This is a genomic window from Burkholderia sp. JP2-270, assembly GCF_003233675.1.
GTDB lineage: Bacteria > Pseudomonadota > Gammaproteobacteria > Burkholderiales > Burkholderiaceae > Burkholderia > Burkholderia pyrrocinia_C.
Genome location: NZ_CP029824.1, coordinates 161,279 through 178,331, shown reverse-complemented (window position 1 = coordinate 178,331; position 17,053 = coordinate 161,279). Strand labels below are relative to the sequence as shown.

The 17,053-nt window shown below is 67.9% G+C and carries 16 protein-coding genes; 14 read left to right on the top strand and 2 right to left on the bottom strand.

The features are described 5' to 3' along the window. Positions 1 to 85: 85 nt before the first annotated feature. Both alc and DM992_RS00775 read left to right on the top strand, forming a co-directional pair. Positions 86 to 1,093 (top strand): allantoicase, encoded by a 1,008-nt coding sequence (gene alc / locus DM992_RS00780; RefSeq protein WP_111015320.1) that lies wholly within the window; start codon positions 86 to 88, stop codon positions 1,091 to 1,093. A 14-nt stretch (positions 1,094 to 1,107) separates the two neighbouring features. Beyond that, on the top strand, positions 1,108 to 1,632 hold the full coding sequence (locus DM992_RS00775; protein WP_111017755.1) for an ureidoglycolate lyase: 525 nt from the start codon (positions 1,108 to 1,110) through the stop codon (positions 1,630 to 1,632). Between the two features lie 173 nt (positions 1,633 to 1,805). Here DM992_RS00775 and fur read toward each other — a convergent pair whose 3' ends face one another. Then, positions 1,806 to 2,234 (bottom strand): ferric iron uptake transcriptional regulator, encoded by a 429-nt coding sequence (gene fur / locus DM992_RS00770; RefSeq protein WP_011350926.1) that lies wholly within the window; start codon positions 2,232 to 2,234, stop codon positions 1,806 to 1,808. A gap of 142 nt (positions 2,235 to 2,376) precedes the next feature. Here fur and DM992_RS00765 point away from each other — a divergent pair, with 142 nt between their 5' ends. The 9 genes from DM992_RS00765 (at position 2,377) to DM992_RS00725 (ending at position 11,719) form a co-directional block, all read left to right on the top strand. Next, complete coding sequence (locus tag DM992_RS00765; protein ID WP_111015319.1) at positions 2,377 to 3,195, top strand: outer membrane protein assembly factor BamE; 819 nt, start codon at positions 2,377 to 2,379, stop codon at positions 3,193 to 3,195. 65 nt (positions 3,196 to 3,260) lie between these two features. After that, positions 3,261 to 4,058 carry a 4-hydroxy-tetrahydrodipicolinate reductase gene (gene dapB, locus DM992_RS00760; protein ID WP_111015318.1) on the top strand — a complete coding sequence of 266 codons (798 nt, stop codon included), beginning with the start codon at positions 3,261 to 3,263 and terminating at the stop codon, positions 4,056 to 4,058. A gap of 20 nt (positions 4,059 to 4,078) precedes the next feature. Then, positions 4,079 to 4,747 (top strand): MotA/TolQ/ExbB proton channel family protein, encoded by a 669-nt coding sequence (locus DM992_RS00755; protein ID WP_111015317.1) that lies wholly within the window; start codon positions 4,079 to 4,081, stop codon positions 4,745 to 4,747. A 24-nt stretch (positions 4,748 to 4,771) separates the two neighbouring features. Continuing rightward, the gene (locus DM992_RS00750) at positions 4,772 to 5,233 is read left to right on the top strand and encodes a biopolymer transporter ExbD (RefSeq protein WP_111015316.1); all 462 of its coding nucleotides are present in this window, start codon (positions 4,772 to 4,774) and stop codon (positions 5,231 to 5,233) included. Positions 5,234 to 5,526: 293 nt separating this feature from the next. After that, positions 5,527 to 8,121, top strand: a complete 2,595-nt coding sequence (gene leuS, locus DM992_RS00745) for a leucine--tRNA ligase (RefSeq protein ID WP_111015315.1) — start codon at positions 5,527 to 5,529, stop codon at positions 8,119 to 8,121. A gap of 38 nt (positions 8,122 to 8,159) precedes the next feature. After that, positions 8,160 to 8,711 (top strand): LPS assembly lipoprotein LptE, encoded by a 552-nt coding sequence (lptE, locus tag DM992_RS00740; RefSeq protein ID WP_111015314.1) that lies wholly within the window; start codon positions 8,160 to 8,162, stop codon positions 8,709 to 8,711. A gap of 18 nt (positions 8,712 to 8,729) precedes the next feature. Beyond that, complete coding sequence (gene holA / locus DM992_RS00735; RefSeq protein ID WP_111015313.1) at positions 8,730 to 9,824, top strand: DNA polymerase III subunit delta; 1,095 nt, start codon at positions 8,730 to 8,732, stop codon at positions 9,822 to 9,824. 182 nt (positions 9,825 to 10,006) lie between these two features. Beyond that, positions 10,007 to 11,278 (top strand): glutamate-5-semialdehyde dehydrogenase, encoded by a 1,272-nt coding sequence (locus DM992_RS00730; protein WP_111015312.1) that lies wholly within the window; start codon positions 10,007 to 10,009, stop codon positions 11,276 to 11,278. Positions 11,279 to 11,296: 18 nt separating this feature from the next. Further along, positions 11,297 to 11,719 (top strand): CopD family protein, encoded by a 423-nt coding sequence (locus DM992_RS00725; RefSeq protein ID WP_095211718.1) that lies wholly within the window; start codon positions 11,297 to 11,299, stop codon positions 11,717 to 11,719. A 95-nt stretch (positions 11,720 to 11,814) separates the two neighbouring features. Here the strand turns inward: DM992_RS00725 and DM992_RS00720 are convergent, their stop codons facing one another. Beyond that, positions 11,815 to 12,663: a MurR/RpiR family transcriptional regulator gene (locus DM992_RS00720; RefSeq protein WP_027783542.1), complete on the bottom strand. Its 849-nt coding sequence runs from the start codon at positions 12,661 to 12,663 to the stop codon at positions 11,815 to 11,817. A gap of 293 nt (positions 12,664 to 12,956) precedes the next feature. On the opposite strand from DM992_RS00720, the gene edd reads away from it, so the two are divergent. From edd to DM992_RS00695, 3 genes are all read left to right on the top strand, one after another. Beyond that, positions 12,957 to 14,813 carry a phosphogluconate dehydratase gene (gene edd / locus DM992_RS00710; protein WP_111015311.1) on the top strand — a complete coding sequence of 619 codons (1,857 nt, stop codon included), beginning with the start codon at positions 12,957 to 12,959 and terminating at the stop codon, positions 14,811 to 14,813. 19 nt (positions 14,814 to 14,832) lie between these two features. Then, positions 14,833 to 15,459, top strand: a complete 627-nt coding sequence (gene eda / locus DM992_RS00705) for a bifunctional 4-hydroxy-2-oxoglutarate aldolase/2-dehydro-3-deoxy-phosphogluconate aldolase (RefSeq protein ID WP_034182721.1) — start codon at positions 14,833 to 14,835, stop codon at positions 15,457 to 15,459. 220 nt (positions 15,460 to 15,679) lie between these two features. Next, positions 15,680 to 17,041 carry a GntP family permease gene (locus DM992_RS00695; RefSeq protein WP_111015310.1) on the top strand — a complete coding sequence of 454 codons (1,362 nt, stop codon included), beginning with the start codon at positions 15,680 to 15,682 and terminating at the stop codon, positions 17,039 to 17,041. Positions 17,042 to 17,053: the final 12 nt, after the last annotated feature.

Sequence of the window (17,053 nt, the reverse complement as noted above, 5' to 3'; positions counted from 1 at the left end):
GTGCTGAAGCGCCAACTCTCATCGACCGCGAAGCATGGGATGAGAGTAAGCGCTAAAGCGCCAACTCTCATCGACAGGAGACGACATGGCAGCCCCCATCCTCGATCCGAACGCGCCGGCCTTCACGCGGCGCTACATGAACCTCGCCGACCCGCGCCTCGGCGCGCAGGCATTGTTTGCGAGCGACGAATTCTTCGCGCCGAAAGAGCGCATGCTGAACCCCGAGCCGGCCGTGTTCATCCCCGGCAAGTACGACGACCACGGCAAGTGGATGGACGGCTGGGAAACGCGCCGCAAGCGCACGACCGGCCACGACTTCTGCGTGGTGCGGCTCGCGCGGCCGGGCGTGATTTTCGGCGTCGATCTCGATACGAGCCACTTCACCGGCAACTTCCCGCCGGCCGCGTCGATCGAGGCATGCGTCGCCGACGGCGACACGCCGCCCGACGATGCCGAATGGCGCACGATCGTCCCCGCGACGACGCTGCAGGGCAATTCGCATCACTACGTGAGCGTCGACGACGCGCAGCCGGTCACGCACCTGCGCGTGAACCTGTATCCGGACGGCGGGCTCGCGCGGCTGCGCGTGTACGGCCAGCCGCAGCGCGACTGGCGCCATGTGCCGGCCGGCGAACTCGTCGATCTCGCGGCGATCGAGAACGGCGGTTATCTGGTGGCCGCGAACAACCAGCACTTCGGCCCGGCTTCGCAGATGCTGATGCCGGGGCGCGGTGCGAACATGGGCGACGGTTGGGAAACTCGGCGTCGCCGCGAGCCCGGCAACGACTGGGCGATCGTCGCGCTCGCACGGCCGGGCATCATCCGGCGCATCGAAGTCGACACGGCGTTCTTCAAGGGCAACTTCCCCGACCGCTGTTCGCTGCAGGCCGCGCGGGTCGCGGGCGGCACCGACGATTCGCTGGTCACGCAGGCGATGTTCTGGGCCGAACTGCTCGGCGAGCAGAAGCTGTCGATGGACCACGTGCATACGTTCGACCAGCTCGCGGCGCTCGGTCCCGTCACGCACGTGCGTTTCAACATCTTCCCGGACGGCGGCGTGTCGCGCCTGCGTCTGTGGGGCGAGCCGGCTTGAAGGAGGGCGACGGCATGAGCGGACCCCATATCCTGCGCGTCGAGCGCCTGACCCGCGAAGCGTTCGCGCCGTTCGGCGACGTGATCGCGCTCGAAGGCGCGCGGCATTTCCCGATCAACGGGGGTACGACCGAGCGTTTCCACGATCTCGCGACGATCGACGTCTGTGCGGACGGCGGCCGGCCGCTCGTCAGCGTGTTTCGCGCGCAGCCGCGCGCGCTGCCGGTCGCGGTCACGCTGATGGAGCGCCATCCGCACGGCAGCCAGGCGTTCATCCCGCTCGCGGCCGTGTCGCGCTACGCGGTCGTCGTCGCGCCGGCCGGCGAATTCAGGCCCGAAGCGATGCGCGCGTTCCTGGCCGTCGGCTGGCAGGGCGTGAACTATGCGAAGGGCGTCTGGCACCATCCGCTGCTCGCGCTCGACGCGGTCAGCGATTTCGTGATCGTCGATCGCGGCGGCCCGCAGCCGAACTGCGACGAGATTCCGCTCGATCGTGCGTGGGCGCTCGAGTTCGAGCCGGCCTGCGCGAGCACGGCCTGACGCGGCGCGCAGCAGGTGCCCGGTTCCCGGCGCCGGTTTCGCGCGAGCGGCGAAGGGCTTTCGTAAGGTTCTCGAGCCGGCCTGCGCGCGGCGCGCGTCACGATCCCGAAAAAGAACACGGCCCGGGCGGCGAGATGCCGGCCGGGCCGTGCTTCGTGCGCGGGTGGCGCGATTCAGTGCTTGCGGTGCGGGCAGTTCTCGGTCGTGCAGGAACCGTACATCGCGAGCGAGTGCTCCTGGAGCCGGAAGCCGCGCTCCTTCGCGATCGCCTGCTGGCGGCCTTCGATCTCGGCATCGAAAAATTCCTCGACGCGGCCGCAATCGAGGCACACGAGGTGGTCGTGGTGCGAGCCTTCGTTCAGTTCGAACACGGCCTTGCCGGATTCGAAGTTGCTGCGCGTAAGCAGGCCGGCCTGCTCGAACTGCGTCAGCACGCGGTAGACGGTGGCGAGCCCGATGTCGAGCTGCTCGTTGAGCAGGTTCCGGTAGACGTCTTCGGCCGTCAGGTGGCGCACGGGGCTCTGCTGGAAGATCTCGAGAATCTTGAGGCGCGGTAGGGTGGCCTTTAGCCCGATATTCTTGAGATCCGTCGGATTGGTCATGGCTAGGCATCCCTAGAGTACAATGCAGGGCTTCAATGTTACCGGCTTTTCGCCGTTCCAGATATACGCGCGGCCTGCGACGCGGGCCAGCACGGTGAAGGAAATGATCCCAGAAACGCTTTCGCACTTTCAGAGGAGTCGCATGCGGAGTGCCATCATCGCTGCCGCCGCCGTTGCGGCGCTGGCTGGTTGTTCGTCGTACGACAGCGTGACGCAGCGCATCGCGCAGAGCATCACGCCCTATCGGATCACCGTCGTGCAGGGCAACTTCGTGTCGCAGGAGAAGGCCGCACAACTGCAGGTCGGCATGACGCGCGAGCAGGTGCGCGCGTTGCTCGGCACGCCGCTGCTGGCGGACATGTTCCACGCCGACCGCTGGGATTACCTCTTCTACTTCAAGCGCGGCTCGACGGCGATCGTCCAGCAGCGCGATCTCGTCGTGACCTTCTCGGGCGATCGCCTCGCGGGCTGGACCGGCGCCGAGAACCTGCCGTCCGAGCTCGACCTGCTGGCCGATATCGACGGCGATCGCGGCGGCAAGAAGGCGAAGGCGGCCGCGGCGGCGAAGGCCGCTTCCGAGGCGGCTGCCGCGCGCGCTGCGCAAGCGGCGAGCGCGCCTGCGGCGGAGGCTGTCGCCAGCCCGTCCGCCGTGCCGGCGTCCGGCGCGGTGGTCGACCAGGATGCGAACGCGCAGGCCGCACGCGCGGCGAACCGCGCGACCAACCAGGTGTCGGGTCAGGGCTCGAACGCGCGCCGCTTCACGCCGTCCACGCAGGCTTCCGGCGGTGCGCCGGTGCCGGGCGGCCAGCCGCCGGGCGCGGTGCCGGCGATCCAGCCGCAGTTCCAGTTCCATCGTCCGCCGCAGCCGAACGCGTCGAGCGAGGCGTCGCCGCCGGTCGGCCCGCAAGGCTCGGACACGCTGCAGAACCAGCCGCTCACCGCGCCGGCCCAGTCGCAGTAAGCGGCCGGCGTGCGGAAACGGGGCGGCTTGCGCCGCCCGCCTTTAGACCTGTCGTGTAGAAAGCCATGAAGATTGCGATTGCCGGCGCATCGGGCCGAATGGGCCGGATGCTGATCGAAGCCGTTCTCAACGATCCCGACGCACAGCTCGTCGGCGCGCTCGACCGCGCCGATTCGCCGTTCCTCGGCCAGGACGCCGGCGCGTTCCTCGGCAAGGAAACCGGGATCAAGCTGACCGACGACCTCGACGCCGTGTTCGCGCAGGCCGACTACCTGATCGATTTCACGCGCCCGGAAGGCACGATCGCGCACGTCGAGGCCGCGCTGCGCCACGACGTGAAGCTCGTGATCGGCACGACCGGCTTCACCGCCGAACAAAAGGCCGAACTGCAGGCCGCCGCGGCCAAGATCGGCATCGTGTTCGCGGCGAACATGAGCGTCGGCGTGAACGTCACGCTGAAGCTGCTCGAATTCGCGGCCAAGCATTTCTCGCACGGCTACGACATCGAGATCATCGAGGCGCACCACCGCCACAAGGTCGACGCGCCGTCGGGCACCGCGCTGATGATGGGCGAAGCCGTCGCCGGCGCGCTCGGGCGCTCGCTCGACGATTGCGCGGTGTACGGCCGCCACGGCGTGACGGGCGAACGCGATCCGTCGTCGATCGGCTTTGCCGCGGTGCGCGGCGGCGACATCGTCGGCGATCACACCGTGCTGTTCGCCGGGATCGGCGAGCGCATCGAGATCACGCACAAGTCGTCGAGCCGCGTGTCGTACGCGCAGGGCGCGCTGCGCGCGGTCCGCTTCCTGTCGGCGCGCGGCGCCGGCCTGTTCGACATGCAGGACGTGCTCGGCCTGCGCTGACACCCAACGGGGAAACTCCGATGGCGATTCCCACCGGCGTTGTCCACTACCTCGAAAGCGGCGATGCGATCACGCACGCCGTTGCCTATGTGCTGCTGGCGATGTCCGTCGCCAGCTGGTGCTTTCTCTTCATGAAAACCTGGCTGCTGGTCCGCGCGAAGCGGCAGGGGCCGCGCGCGCTCGCCGCGTTCTGGCGCGCGCCGTCGCTCGACGCGGGCATCGCCGCGCTTGCCGGCGCCGATCGCGAGCGCGTGTTCGCGCCGCTCGCCGAAGCCGCGCGCGATGCGGTCGACGACCACGATCCGGCCACGCTGGCCGCGCGCGTCGAGCGCAGCGAACGCGTGCTGCGCGCGTTGCGCCACGCGATGCTGCGCTCGCAGCGGCGTCTCGAATTCGGCCAGGTGCTGCTCGCGTCGATCGGCAGCACCGCGCCGTTCGTCGGGCTGCTCGGCACCGTGTGGGGCATCTACCACGCGCTCGGCAGCATCGCCGCGAGCGGGCAGGCGCAGATCGAGAACGTCGCGGGGCCGGTCGGCGAGGCGCTGATCATGACCGCATTCGGGCTCGTCGTCGCGATTCCGGCCGTGCTGGCCTACAACATCCTCGGGCGGCTCGTGCGGCAGCTCGCCGAGGAACTCGACGGCTTCGCGCGCGACCTGCACGTATTCGTGTGCGCGCAGGGCGCCTGACGCGCCGGCCCGGGAGGAACAACCATGGCATTCGGCGGACTCGAGCACCACAAGACCTCCGCGCCGATGGCGGAGATCAACATGACGCCGCTGATCGACGTGATGCTCGTGCTGCTCGTCATCTTCATCATTACCGCGCCGCTGATGACGCACGCGATCCGGCTCGACCTGCCGAAGGTCGCGGCCAGCGTCGCGCGCGACACGCCGCAATCCGTCACGCTGTCGATCGACGACGCGGGCAAGCTGTACTGGGACGACGCGCCGGTTGCGCTCGACGCGCTGCCCGCGCGCTTCCGGGCCGCCGCCGCGGGCGGCGCGCCGCCCGAGCTGCGGCTGCGTGCGTCGCGCGCGACGCGCTACGACGTGATCGCGCAGGTGATGGGTGCCGCGCAGGCCGCGGGCCTCACGCGGATCGGCTTCGTGACCGACGTGCCGCCGCAGGCGGGCGGTTCCGCCGTGCCGTCTGCCGTGCCGGCGAACCGCTGAGCGGTTCTTCCGGCCGGTCCGCGCCCGCCGCGGGATCGGCCGACCGCCGCGAGACCGGCCGAACGGGCCGGCGCGGGCGGTATAATCATCGTTTTTCCCGGTTGGCAGGCTTTTTCAGGTAACCCGGAATTTTCCAGGCTACCCGGGCATGCTGCGGGTTACCCGGAAAATGCCCGGAAACCGCGAACAGGTCCGGCAACAGCGAACCTGCAGGTCCGCCGGGCAAGCACGATTTTCGATCCACTCCTGCGCGCGAGCCGTCGCGCCGCTTAAAGCCTAGTCCGAACCACACCATGCACGAGAGATACGTACCCGCCGACGTCGAAGCCGCCGCCCAGGGCGACTGGCGCGCAGCCGATGCCTACAAGACGAAGGAAGATTCGCAGAAGCCGAAGTTCTACTGCGTGTCGATGCTGCCGTACCCGTCCGGCAAGCTGCACATGGGTCACGTGCGCAACTACACGATCAACGACGTGATGTACCGCTATCTGCGGATGAACGGCTACAACACGCTGATGCCGATGGGCTGGGATGCATTCGGGATGCCGGCCGAAAACGCCGCGATGGCGAACGGCGTGCCGCCCGCGAAGTGGACCTACGACAACATCGACTACATGAAGGGCCAGATGCAGTCGATGGGCCTCGCGATCGACTGGTCGCGCGAGATCGCAACGTGCAAGCCCGACTACTACAAGTGGAACCAGTGGCTGTTCCTGAAGATGCTCGAGAAGGGCATCGCGTACAAGAAGACGGGCACCGTGAACTGGGACCCGGTCGACCAGACCGTGCTCGCGAACGAGCAGGTGATCGACGGCCGCGGCTGGCGTTCGGGCGCGCTCGTCGAGAAGCGCGAGATCCCGATGTACTACCTGCGGATCACGCAGTACGCGGATGAGCTGCTGAACGATCTCGACGGCCTCGGCTGGCCCGAGCGCGTGAAGATCATGCAGCAGAACTGGATCGGCAAGAGCTTCGGCGTGAACTTCGGCTTCCCGTACGAACTCGACGGCGAGAAGAAGCTGCTGCGCGTGTTCACGACGCGCGCCGACACGATCATGGGCGTCACGTTCTGCGCGGTCGCGGCCGAGCACCCGCTCGCCACGCGCCTCGCACAGGACAAGCCCGAACTGCTGGCGTTCATCGACGAATGCAAGCGCGGCGGCGTCGCCGAGGCCGACGTCGCGACGATGGAGAAGAAGGGCGTCGCGACGGGCTTCTCGGTCACGCATCCGCTGACGGGCGAGCCCGTCGAGGTGTGGATCGGCAACTACGTGCTGATGAGCTATGGCGAAGGCGCGGTGATGGGCGTGCCCGCGCACGACGAGCGCGACTTCGCGTTCGCGAAGAAATACGATCTGCCGATCAAGCAGGTGATCGCGGCCGAAGGCCAGACGTACTCGCTCGACGCGTGGCAGGAGTGGTACGGCGACAAGGAAGTCGCGGTCTGCGTGAACAGCGGCAAGTACGACGGCCTCGCATACGGCGCGGCGGTCGACGCGATCGCGGCCGACCTGAAGGCCGGCGGCTTCGGCGACAAGCAGGTCACGTGGCGCCTGCGCGACTGGGGCGTATCGCGCCAGCGCTACTGGGGCACGCCGATCCCGATCATCCACTGCCCGTCGTGCGGCGACGTGCCGGTGCCGGAGAAAGATCTGCCCGTCGTGCTGCCGGAAGACCTCGTGCCGGACGGCTCGGGCAACCCGCTCGCGAAGTCGGAAGCGTTCCTGAACTGCACGTGCCCGAAGTGCGGCGCGGCCGCGAAGCGCGAAACCGACACGATGGATACCTTCGTCGATTCGTCGTGGTACTTCTCGCGCTACACGGCGCCGGACGCCGAGACGATGGTCGACGCGCGCACCGACTACTGGATGCCGATGGATCAATACATCGGCGGCATCGAGCACGCGATCCTGCACCTGCTGTATTCGCGCTTCTGGACCAAGGTGATGCGCGACCTCGGCCTCGTGAAGTTCGGCGAGCCGGCGAAGAACCTGCTCACGCAGGGGATGGTGCTGAACGAGACGTTCTACCGCGAAGACGCATCGGGCAAGAAGACCTGGTACAACCCGGCCGACGTGACGGTCACGCACGACGACAAGGGCCGCCCGGTCGGCGCGACGCTGGACGCGGACGGCCAGCCGGTCGTGCTCGGCGGCATCGAGAAGATGTCGAAGTCGAAGAACAACGGCGTCGATCCGCAGGTGCTGATCGACCTGTACGGCGCCGATACCGCGCGCCTGTTCACGATGTTCGCCGCACCGCCCGAGCAGCAGCTCGAGTGGTCGGGTGCCGGCGTCGAGGGCGCGAGCCGCTTCCTGCGCCGCGTATGGAGCTTCGGTTACGCAAACCGCGAAGCGCTCGCCGCGCGCGGGGGCTTCGATGCGGCCGCGCTCGGCGAAGCCGACAAGGCGCTGCGCCGCGAGATCTACAGCGTGCTGAAGCAGGCCGATTTCGACTACCAGCGCCTGCAGTACAACACGGTCGTGTCGGCCGCGATGAAGATGCTGAACGCGGTCGACGGCGCGAAGGGCGCGACGCCCGGCGTGCTGCGCGAAACGTACGGCGTGCTGCTGCGCGTGCTGTACCCGGTCGTGCCGCACGTCACGTTCGAGCTGTGGAAGGCGCTCGGCTACGCGGGCGAATTCGGCCCGCTGCTCGACGCACCGTGGCCGAAGGTCGACGAGGCCGCGCTCGAGCAGGCCGAGATCGAGCTCGTGCTGCAGGTGAACGGCAAGGTGCGCGGCGCGCTGAAGGTCGCGAAGGACGCAAGCCGCGAGGCGATCGAAGCCGCGGCGGTGGCCGACGACGCGTTCGCGAAGTTCAGCGACGGCAAGCCGGCGAAGAAGATCGTCGTCGTGCCGGGCCGCCTCGTGAACATCGTCGTCTGACGGCCGCCGGCCGTCGGACGTACCCAGAAGGAGCGAAGGTGATCCGCAGATCGTTTTTGATGCTCGTCGGCAGCGCGGTTGCGCTGTCGGCATGCGGCTTCCAGTTGCGGGGCCAGCAGGACTATGCGTTCAAGCACCTGCTGGTGGCCGGCGCGCCGGCGCCTGTCGAGGCGCGGCTCACGCGCCTCGTCGAGGCCGGCAGCGACACGAAGATCGTCAAGTCGGCGGATGACGCCGACGCCGTGCTGCGCATGTGGGAGTCGCGTGGCCAGAACACGCTGACGCTCAACAAGTACGGTTCGGCGCAGGAATACGCGCTGTTCTATACGCTGAACTACACGCTGACGAGCAAGGACGGCACCGTGCTGATCCCGCCGAGCGTGATCGCGCTGAACCGTGCGATGACGTACAGCGACCAGTACACGAACGCGAAGGCGCAGGAAGCCGACATCCTGTTCGGCGACATGCAGAACGATGCGGTCGACCAGTTGATGCGGCGTCTCGCGATCGTCCACTCGCTGACGCCGGCGCCGGAGGACGTGGTGCCGGGCGTCGCGCCGCGCGCGCCGCTGCCGCCGCCACCGCTCTGATCGACGGCGCACGCACCGATGCAATTGCGACTTGATGCGCTGGAGCCGCACCTCGCGAAGGGGTTGGCCGGGCTCTATACCGTCTACGGCGACGAGCCGCTGCTCGCGCAGGAAGCATGCGACCGCATTCGTGCGGCCGCGCGCGCGGCCGGCTTCACCGAGCGTTCGGTGCATACGGTCGAGCGCGGCTTCGACTGGAGCGTGCTGCTCGGCGCGACCCAGGCGATGTCGCTGTTCGGCGAGCGCCAGCTGATCGAGCTGCGCATTCCGTCGGGCAAGCCCGGCAAGGAAGGCGCCGACGCGCTGAAGACGCTCGCGGCCACCGCCAATCCCGATGCGCTGATGCTCGTCACGCTGCCGCGCCTTGACGCGGCCACGCAGAAATCCGCGTGGTTTACCGCGCTGCAGAACGGCGGCGTCGCGCTGAAGATCGATCCGGTCGACCGCGCGCAACTGCCGAACTGGATCGGTCAGCGCCTGTCGATGCAGGGTCAGCGCGTCGCGGCCGGCGACGACGGGCGGCGCGCACTGCAGTTCATCGCGGAGCGCGTCGAAGGCAACCTGCTCGCCGCGCACCAGGAAATCCAGAAGCTCGGGCTGCTGTATCCGCAGGGCGCGCTGTCGTTCGAGCAGGTGCACGATGCGGTGCTGAACGTCGCGCGCTACGACGTGTTCAAGCTGAACGAAGCGATGCTCGCCGGTGACGCCGCGCGGCTCGCGCGGATGATCGACGGGCTGAAGGGCGAGGGCGAGGCGATCGTGCTCGTGATGTGGGCCGTCGTCGAGGAGTTGCGCACGCTGCTGCGGATCAAGCGCGGCGCGACGGCCGGCAAGCCGCTGGCGACGCTGCTGCGCGAGAACCGCGTGTGGGGCCCGCGCGAGCGGCTGATCGGCCCCGCGCTGAACCGCGTGTCGGAACCCGTGCTCGAGAAGGCGCTCGCGTTCGCCGCGCAGCTCGACCGGCAGGTCAAGGGGCTCACGGCCGTCGTGCCGGGCCGCCGCACGCAGGACCAACCGCCGCCCGATCCGTGGGACGGGCTGTTCCAGCTCGCGATGACGGTCGCGGGCGCGCGCGGCGAGCGACCGCCGACCGCGGGTCGCGTGCGACGCTAAGTCCCGTTCGGGCCTTCAGCGCGCGCTGCGCAACCCGCTTACAATGCTTCGAAAGCCGGGGCGACCGTCCGCGGCGCGGCCTTCCGGCCGCCGCGCCCCACGGATGGCCACCCGCGGATGGCCGCCCCTCGCTTCCCCACGAATTCATGCCGCCCAGCGCGGCTTGCTTCTCGAGTCACACGATGGATATCGATCAGTACATGACCGACCTGGGCCGTCGCGCCCGGCACGCTTCCCGCGCGATGGCGCGCGCCAGCACGGCCGCGAAGAACGCGGCGCTCGACGCCGTGGCCCGCGCGATCGAACGCGATGCACAGGTGCTGAAGGACGCGAATGCGCGCGACGTCGGCCGCGCCCGCGAAAAAGGGCTCGATGCGGCGTTCGTCGACCGCCTGACACTGTCGGACAAGGCGCTGAAGACGATGGTCGAAGGCCTGCGCCAGGTCGCATCGCTGGCCGATCCGATCGGCGAGATCGGCAACCTCAAGTACCGCCCGAGCGGGATCCAGGTTGGCCAGATGCGCGTGCCGCTCGGCGTGATCGGCATCATCTACGAGTCGCGCCCGAACGTGACGATCGACGCGGCCGCGCTGTGCCTGAAGTCGGGCAACGCGACGATCCTGCGCGGCGGCTCCGAAGCGCTCGAATCGAACACGGCGCTCGCGAAGCTGATCGGCGAAGGGCTCGCGGCGGCCGGTCTGCCGCAGGACGCGGTGCAGGTCGTCGAAACCGCCGATCGCGCGGCGGTCGGCAAGCTGATCACGATGACCGAATACGTCGACGTGATCGTGCCGCGCGGCGGCAAGAGCCTGATCGAGCGCCTGATCAACGAGGCGCGCGTGCCGATGATCAAGCACCTCGACGGCATCTGCCACGTGTACGTCGACGATCGCGCCGATCTCGACAAAGCGCTGACCGTCTGCGACAACGCGAAGACGCACCGCTACGGCACCTGCAACACGATGGAAACCTTGCTCGTCGCGAGCGGCATCGCGGCGAAGCTGCTGCCGCCGCTCGGCAAGCTGTACCGCGACAAACAGGTCGAGCTGCGCGTCGACGCGGCCGCGCGCGCGGTGCTCGCCGACGCGGGCGTCGGCCCGCTCGTCGATGCGACCGAGGAAGACTGGCACACCGAATATCTCGCGCCGGTGCTCGCGATCAAGGTCGTCGACGGCCTCGACGCCGCGATCGAGCACATCAACCAATACGGCTCGCATCACACGGATGCGATCGTCACCGAGGATCACGACCGCGCGATGCGTTTCCTGCGCGAGGTCGATTCGGCGAGCGTGATGGTCAACGCGTCGACGCGCTTCGCGGACGGCTTCGAATTCGGCCTCGGCGCGGAAATCGGCATCTCGAACGACAAGCTGCACGCGCGCGGCCCCGTCGGCCTGGAAGGGCTGACGTCGCTGAAGTACGTCGTGCTCGGGCACGGCGAAGGCCGCCAGTAAAGCGAGGCGCACAAACCGATGGCAATGCTCTGGGTCAAGACGTTCCATATCGTTCTGATCGCTGCGTGGTTCGCGGGGCTGTTCTACCTGCCGCGCATCTACGTGAACCTGGCCATGGAAACCGATCCGGCCGCGGTGCGACGCCTGCTGCTGATGGCGCGCAAGCTGTTTCGCTTCATGACGATGATCGCGGTGCCGGCGCTGGCCTGCGGGCTGTGGCTCTGGCTCGCGATCGGCATCGGGCAGGGGCAGGGCTGGATCCATGCGAAGGTGACGGTCGTGCTGCTGCTCGTCATCTACCACGCGTACTGCGGGCACCTGCTGCGGGTGTTCGAGCGTGGCGAGAACCGCCGCACCGACAAGTGGTATCGCGTGTTCAACGAACTGCCGGTACTCGGCATGCTCGCGGCGGTCGCGCTGGTCGTGATCAAGCCGTTCTGAGCGGTGCGGCCGGCGAGGCTGCCGGCACCGATCCATGCGCAACGGCGCCCTTCGGGGCGCCGTTGTTCGTTTACGCGCGGTTCTGCGCGGTTTTTTCAATCCTTCGTGCCGTCGTCGATTCGCCGGCGCGTGATCGCTTCCTTCGCGCGGCCGACCCGTTCCATCAGCGCGGGGCCGCGCGACAGCGCGACGCCGACCGCGAGGATGTCGCCGATCGCGAGATGCGACATCCGCGATGTCATCGGCGAGAACACGTCCGTTTCCTCGGCGACGTTCGACGCGAGGCTCACCGTCGCGAGCTTCGCGAGCGGCGAATGGCTCTGCGTGATCGCAACGACTTTCGCGCCGCACGCGAGCGCGGAGCGCGCGGCGTCGACGATGTCGCGCGTGCGCCCGGTGTTCGAGATCGCGACGACCACGTCGTGCGGCCCGAGCAGCGCCGACGACATCGAGAACGTGTGCGGATCCGAATACGCGACGCTCGGCACGCCGAGCCGGAAGAACTTGTGCTGGATGTCCTGCGCGGCGATGCCCGAGCCGCCGGCGCCGTAGAACTCGATCCGCGACGCGTTCGACAGCAGCGCGATCGCATCGGCGACGCTGCCCGCGGACAGGCTGTTGCGCACCTCGATCAGCGCGCCGATCGTGCGGTCGAACACCTTGCCGATGATGCCGGGCGCCGGTTCGTCGGGCTCGACGTCGCGATACACCGACGACACGCCCGGCGCGACGCTCTGCGCGAGCCGGATCTTGAATTCGCGAAAGCCGCTGCAGCCGAGCGCCTGGCAGAAGCGCGCGATCGTCGGCTGGCTGACGCCCGCGCGCGTCGACAGCTCGGTCATCGCGAGATCGAGCACCTCGCGCGGCGCGGCGAGAATGTAGTCGGCGAGCTTGCGCTCGGACGGGCGCAGCTCGGCGCGGATCGCTTCAATGCGAGGCAGCATGGGGCAGTGGCTGGAAATCGGGTTCGGATGAGCGAGTGTATCGCAATCGAATTGTAGAAAATCTACATGGAAATACTAGCGTTATTGCAGTGCCTCTGGCGCGGTGGCGGTGAGTGTAATTAGGGTTTTCACTAGGCATCGTCTTGCTGGTGGCGGGAACGAGGGTTGCGAGTGAATCGATCCGCATTGCGTGCTTGTAGTTTTTCTACTAGACTTGCTTCGTTCAGTCGATGCACTCGACCGTCCCCACGATTCCAACCGCCGGTGTCGGCCGGCATACAGGAGCGCCCAGCATGACGTCGCTGCACCCCACTCTGGCGAAGGTCACCGAACGCGTGATCGCCCGCAGCCAATCGACCCGTTCCGCCTATCTGCACCGCATCGACGGCGCGCAGGGCAAGTTCCCGGCGCGCGGCGCGCTGTCCTGCGCGAACCTCGCGCACGGCTTCGCGGGCCTCGAGGGCAGCGACAAGTTCGCGATCAAGACGATCCGCGAGCCGAACATCGGCATCGTGTCCTCGTACAACGAGATGCTGTCCGCGCATGCGCCGTACAAGGATTTCCCCGACATCATCAAGGCCGCCGCGCGCGAGAACGGCGGGGTCGCGCAGTTCGCGGGCGGCGTGCCGGCGATGTGCGACGGCGTCACGCAGGGCAACCCGGGGATGGAGCTGTCGCTGTTCTCGCGCGAGGCGATCGCGATGGGCACGGCGATCGCGCTCACGCACAACATGTTCGACGCGGCGCTCTGCCTCGGCATCTGCGACAAGATCGTGCCGGGCCTCCTGATCGGCGCGCTGCAGTTCGGCCACCTGCCGACCATCTTCGTGCCGGCCGGCCCGATGACGAGCGGCCTGTCGAACGACGACAAGGCGAAGATCCGCCAGCAGTTCGCGACCGGCCAGGTCGGCCGCGACGCGCTGCTCGAAGCCGAATCGGCCGCGTATCACGGCCACGGCACCTGCACGTTCTACGGCACCGCGAACAGCAACCAGATGCTGATGGAGCTGATGGGCCTGCACCTGCCGGGTTCGGCGTTCGTCCATCCGCACACGCCGCTGCGCACCGCGCTGACGGCCGAGGCAGCGCGCCGCGTGCTCGACCTGACCGTCGAGCGCGGCCGCTACACGCCGATCGGCCATGTGATCGACGAGAAGGCGATCGTCAACGGGATCGTCGCGCTGCTCGCGACGGGCGGCTCGACCAACCACACGCTGCACCTCGTCGCGATCGCGCGCGCGGCCGGCATCCTGATCGACTGGAACGATTTCGACGAACTGTCGGCCGTCGTGCCGCTGCTCGCGAAGATCTACCCGAACGGCAAGGCCGACGTGAACCATTTCCACGCGGCGGGCGGCGTCGCGTTCCTGGTGCGCAACCTGCTCGAAGGCGGCCTGCTGCACGAGGACGTGACGACGGTTGCCGGCCGCGGGCTGTCGCACTATACGAAGGAGCCGAAGCTGATCGACGGCAAGCTCACGTGGGTCGATGGCGCGGCCGAGAGCCATGACACGAAGGTGCTGCGCGGCATCGGCGACCCGTTCCAGCCGGACGGCGGCCTGCGCCTGATGCAGGGCCGGCTCGGCCGCGGCGTGATCAAGATTTCGGCGGTCGCGCCCGAGCACCGCAAGGTGACGGCGCCCGCGATCGTGTTCGATTCGCAGGAAGCCGTGCAGGAAGCGTTCGATCGCGGCGAGCTGAAGCGCGACTTCGTCGCGGTCGTGCGCTTCCAGGGCGCGCGCGCGAACGGGATGCCCGAGCTGCACCGTTTGACGCCGCTGCTCGGCGTGCTGCAGGATCAGGGCTTCCACGTCGCGCTCGTCACCGACGGCCGCATGTCGGGCGCGTCGGGCAAGGTGCCGGCGGTGATCCACGTGTCGCCGGAAGCGCTGCTGGCCGGCCCGCTCGGCAAGGTGAAGACGGGCGATACGCTCGTGATCGACGCGGAAGCCGGCGTGCTCGACATCGAGGTCGACGACGCCGAGTGGCAGGCGCGTCCGGTCGCGCAGCCGCTGCACCAGGCCGAGAACGAGGTCGGTTTCGGGCGCGAACTGTTCGGCGTGTTCCGCGCGGCCGCGGCGCCGGCCGAGCAGGGCGCATCGGTTTTCGGGACGCTGGTCGGCGAAACGGCCGTCCGCGTCGACGCATGAATTTCAAGGAGCGAATTTGATGAAGACGATTGCTGAAATCGTGAAGCTGGGCCCGGTCATTCCGGTGCTCGCATTCGACTCGGTCGAGCAGGGCGAGCACGTGTCGCGCGCGCTGCACGCGGGCGGCGTGAAGGTACTCGAGATCACGCTGCGCACGCCGGCCGGCCTGGAGGCGATCCAGCGCGCGAGCCAGCTCGCGGACGACATCGTCGTCGGCGTCGGCACGATCACGAAGCCCGAGCACTGCGCGCAGGCGAAGAAGGCCGGCGCGAAGTTCGGCGTGTCGCCGGGCCTGACGAAGGACCTGCACCTCGCGTCGCTCGACGCGGGCCTGCCGCTGCTGCCGGGCGTGATGACGCCGAGCGACATCATCCAGGCGCTCGAATTCGGCTACGAGATCGTGAAGTTCTTCCCCGCGCAGCAGGCGGGCGGCGTGCCGATGCTGCAGGCGTTCCACGGCCCGTTCCCTGCGCTGAAGTTCTGCCCGACGGGCGGCATCACGGTCGACACCGCGCCGAATTTCCTGAAGCTGCCGAACGTCGTGTGCGTCGGCGGCTCGTGGCTCACGCCGAAGGCGGCGCTCGCCGCGCAGGACTGGGCCGAAGTCACGCGCCTCGCGCAAGCCGCGAGCCAGCTGCCCCGTTAAGACTTGTACGGAATGACGGTTTGACCCTCGGAAAGCAAGCGCTTAGTGCTTGTTTTACCGAGGGTTTTTGCTGATGGAACCGGTTCTATCCGCGGACCGTAAAGATAAGTAAAATTCAGCGTCCTGACGGTGGGGGTCTCCCCGCTGTTTCGGAGACCTGTACAGCCGGGCATACTCGCAACGATCCGCCCGGTTCGAATAATCCCAAGGAGGAGTCCACATGGGGGCTGTCCAAGGCAGCATGCTGCTCATCTATACCGTGATCGCGATCGTGGCGTTGATCGTGATGATCGCGCGGTTCAAGATCTATCCGTTCCTGGTGCTCATCATCGTGTCGCTCGGCCTCGGCCTGGTGGTCGGGATGCCGATGGACAAGATCGTCAAGTCGTTCGAGACGGGCAACGGCAATACGCTCGGCCACATCGCGATCGTCGTCGGCCTCGGCACGATGCTCGGCAAGATGATGGCCGAATCGGGCGGCGCCGAGCGGATCGCGACCACGCTGATCGACTGGTTCGGTGAAAAGAACATCCACTGGGCGATGATGTTCGTCGCGATCATCGTCGGCCTGCCGGTGTTCTTCGAAGTCGGCTTCGTGCTGCTGATCCCGATCGCGTTCAACGTCGCGAAGCGCACCGGCAAGTCGCTGCTCGTCGTCGGCCTGCCGATGGTGGCCGGCCTGTCGGTCGTGCACGGGCTGATCCCGCCGCACCCGGCAGCTCTGCTCGCGGTCCAGCAGTACGGCGCCGATATCGGCAAGACGATCGCATTCGGCCTGATCGTCGGCGTGCCGACCGCGATCGTCGCGGGTCCGCTGTTCGCGCTGACGATCTCGAAGTTCGTGAAGCTGCCGGAGAACAACCCGCTCGCCGCGCAATTCGTCGACACGCACACCGAAGGCAAGAAGCGCGAGCTGCCGGGCTTCGGCATCACGCTGTTCACGATCCTGCTGCCGGTGATCCTGATGCTGGTCGGCAGCTGGGCCGACCTGGTCTTCGCGCCGAAGACGCTGCCGAACAGCCTGCTGCGCTTTGCCGGCAACTCGGACGTCGCGCTGCTGATCGCCGTGCTCGTGAGCTTCTTCACGTTCGGCAAGCTGCAGGGCTTCAACCGCGATCAGATCCAGAAGTTCTGCGGCGAGTGCCTGGCACCGATCGCCGGGATCACGCTGATCGTCGGCGCGGGCGGCGGCTTTGGCGGTATCCTGCGTGATAGCGGGATCTCGCAACAGATCGTCGCAACCGCCACGCAGGCGCACCTGTCGCCGCTGCTGCTCGGCTGGTTCGTCGCCGCGCTGATTCGTCTGGCCACGGGCTCGGCAACGGTCGCGATGACGACGGCCTGCGGCATCGTCGCGCCGATCGCGGCGGCATCGGGCGCGGCGGTCCGTCCGGAACTGCTAGTGCTCGCAACGGGCTCGGGCTCGCTGATCTTCTCGCACGTGAACGACGGCGGCTTCTGGCTGATCAAGGAATATTTCGGGATGACGGTCGGCCAGACGTTCAAGACCTGGACGCTGCTCGAAACGATCATCTCGGTGCTCGGCCTGAGCTTCACGCTGCTGCTGAGCATGGTTTTGTAACAAGGGGTAGGC

What these genes read in the sequence shown, in the direction of transcription:
- eda (WP_034182721.1), top strand. Translation starts at nt 14,833, where the DNA reads ATGAAGACGATTGCTGAAATCGTGAAGCTGGGCCCGGTCATTCCGGTG.
- DM992_RS00775 (WP_111017755.1), top strand. Translation starts at nt 1,108, where the DNA reads ATGAGCGGACCCCATATCCTGCGCGTCGAGCGCCTGACCCGCGAAGCG.
- edd (WP_111015311.1), top strand. Translation starts at nt 12,957, where the DNA reads ATGACGTCGCTGCACCCCACTCTGGCGAAGGTCACCGAACGCGTGATC.
- leuS (WP_111015315.1), top strand. Translation starts at nt 5,527, where the DNA reads ATGCACGAGAGATACGTACCCGCCGACGTCGAAGCCGCCGCCCAGGGC.
- holA (WP_111015313.1), top strand. Translation starts at nt 8,730, where the DNA reads ATGCAATTGCGACTTGATGCGCTGGAGCCGCACCTCGCGAAGGGGTTG.
- alc (WP_111015320.1), top strand. Translation starts at nt 86, where the DNA reads ATGGCAGCCCCCATCCTCGATCCGAACGCGCCGGCCTTCACGCGGCGC.
- DM992_RS00765 (WP_111015319.1), top strand. Translation starts at nt 2,377, where the DNA reads ATGCGGAGTGCCATCATCGCTGCCGCCGCCGTTGCGGCGCTGGCTGGT.
- DM992_RS00755 (WP_111015317.1), top strand. Translation starts at nt 4,079, where the DNA reads ATGGCGATTCCCACCGGCGTTGTCCACTACCTCGAAAGCGGCGATGCG.
- DM992_RS00725 (WP_095211718.1), top strand. Translation starts at nt 11,297, where the DNA reads ATGGCAATGCTCTGGGTCAAGACGTTCCATATCGTTCTGATCGCTGCG.
- fur (WP_011350926.1), bottom strand. Translation starts at nt 2,234, where the DNA reads ATGACCAATCCGACGGATCTCAAGAATATCGGGCTAAAGGCCACCCTA.
- dapB (WP_111015318.1), top strand. Translation starts at nt 3,261, where the DNA reads ATGAAGATTGCGATTGCCGGCGCATCGGGCCGAATGGGCCGGATGCTG.
- DM992_RS00720 (WP_027783542.1), bottom strand. Translation starts at nt 12,663, where the DNA reads ATGCTGCCTCGCATTGAAGCGATCCGCGCCGAGCTGCGCCCGTCCGAG.
- DM992_RS00750 (WP_111015316.1), top strand. Translation starts at nt 4,772, where the DNA reads ATGGCATTCGGCGGACTCGAGCACCACAAGACCTCCGCGCCGATGGCG.
- DM992_RS00695 (WP_111015310.1), top strand. Translation starts at nt 15,680, where the DNA reads ATGGGGGCTGTCCAAGGCAGCATGCTGCTCATCTATACCGTGATCGCG.
- DM992_RS00730 (WP_111015312.1), top strand. Translation starts at nt 10,007, where the DNA reads ATGGATATCGATCAGTACATGACCGACCTGGGCCGTCGCGCCCGGCAC.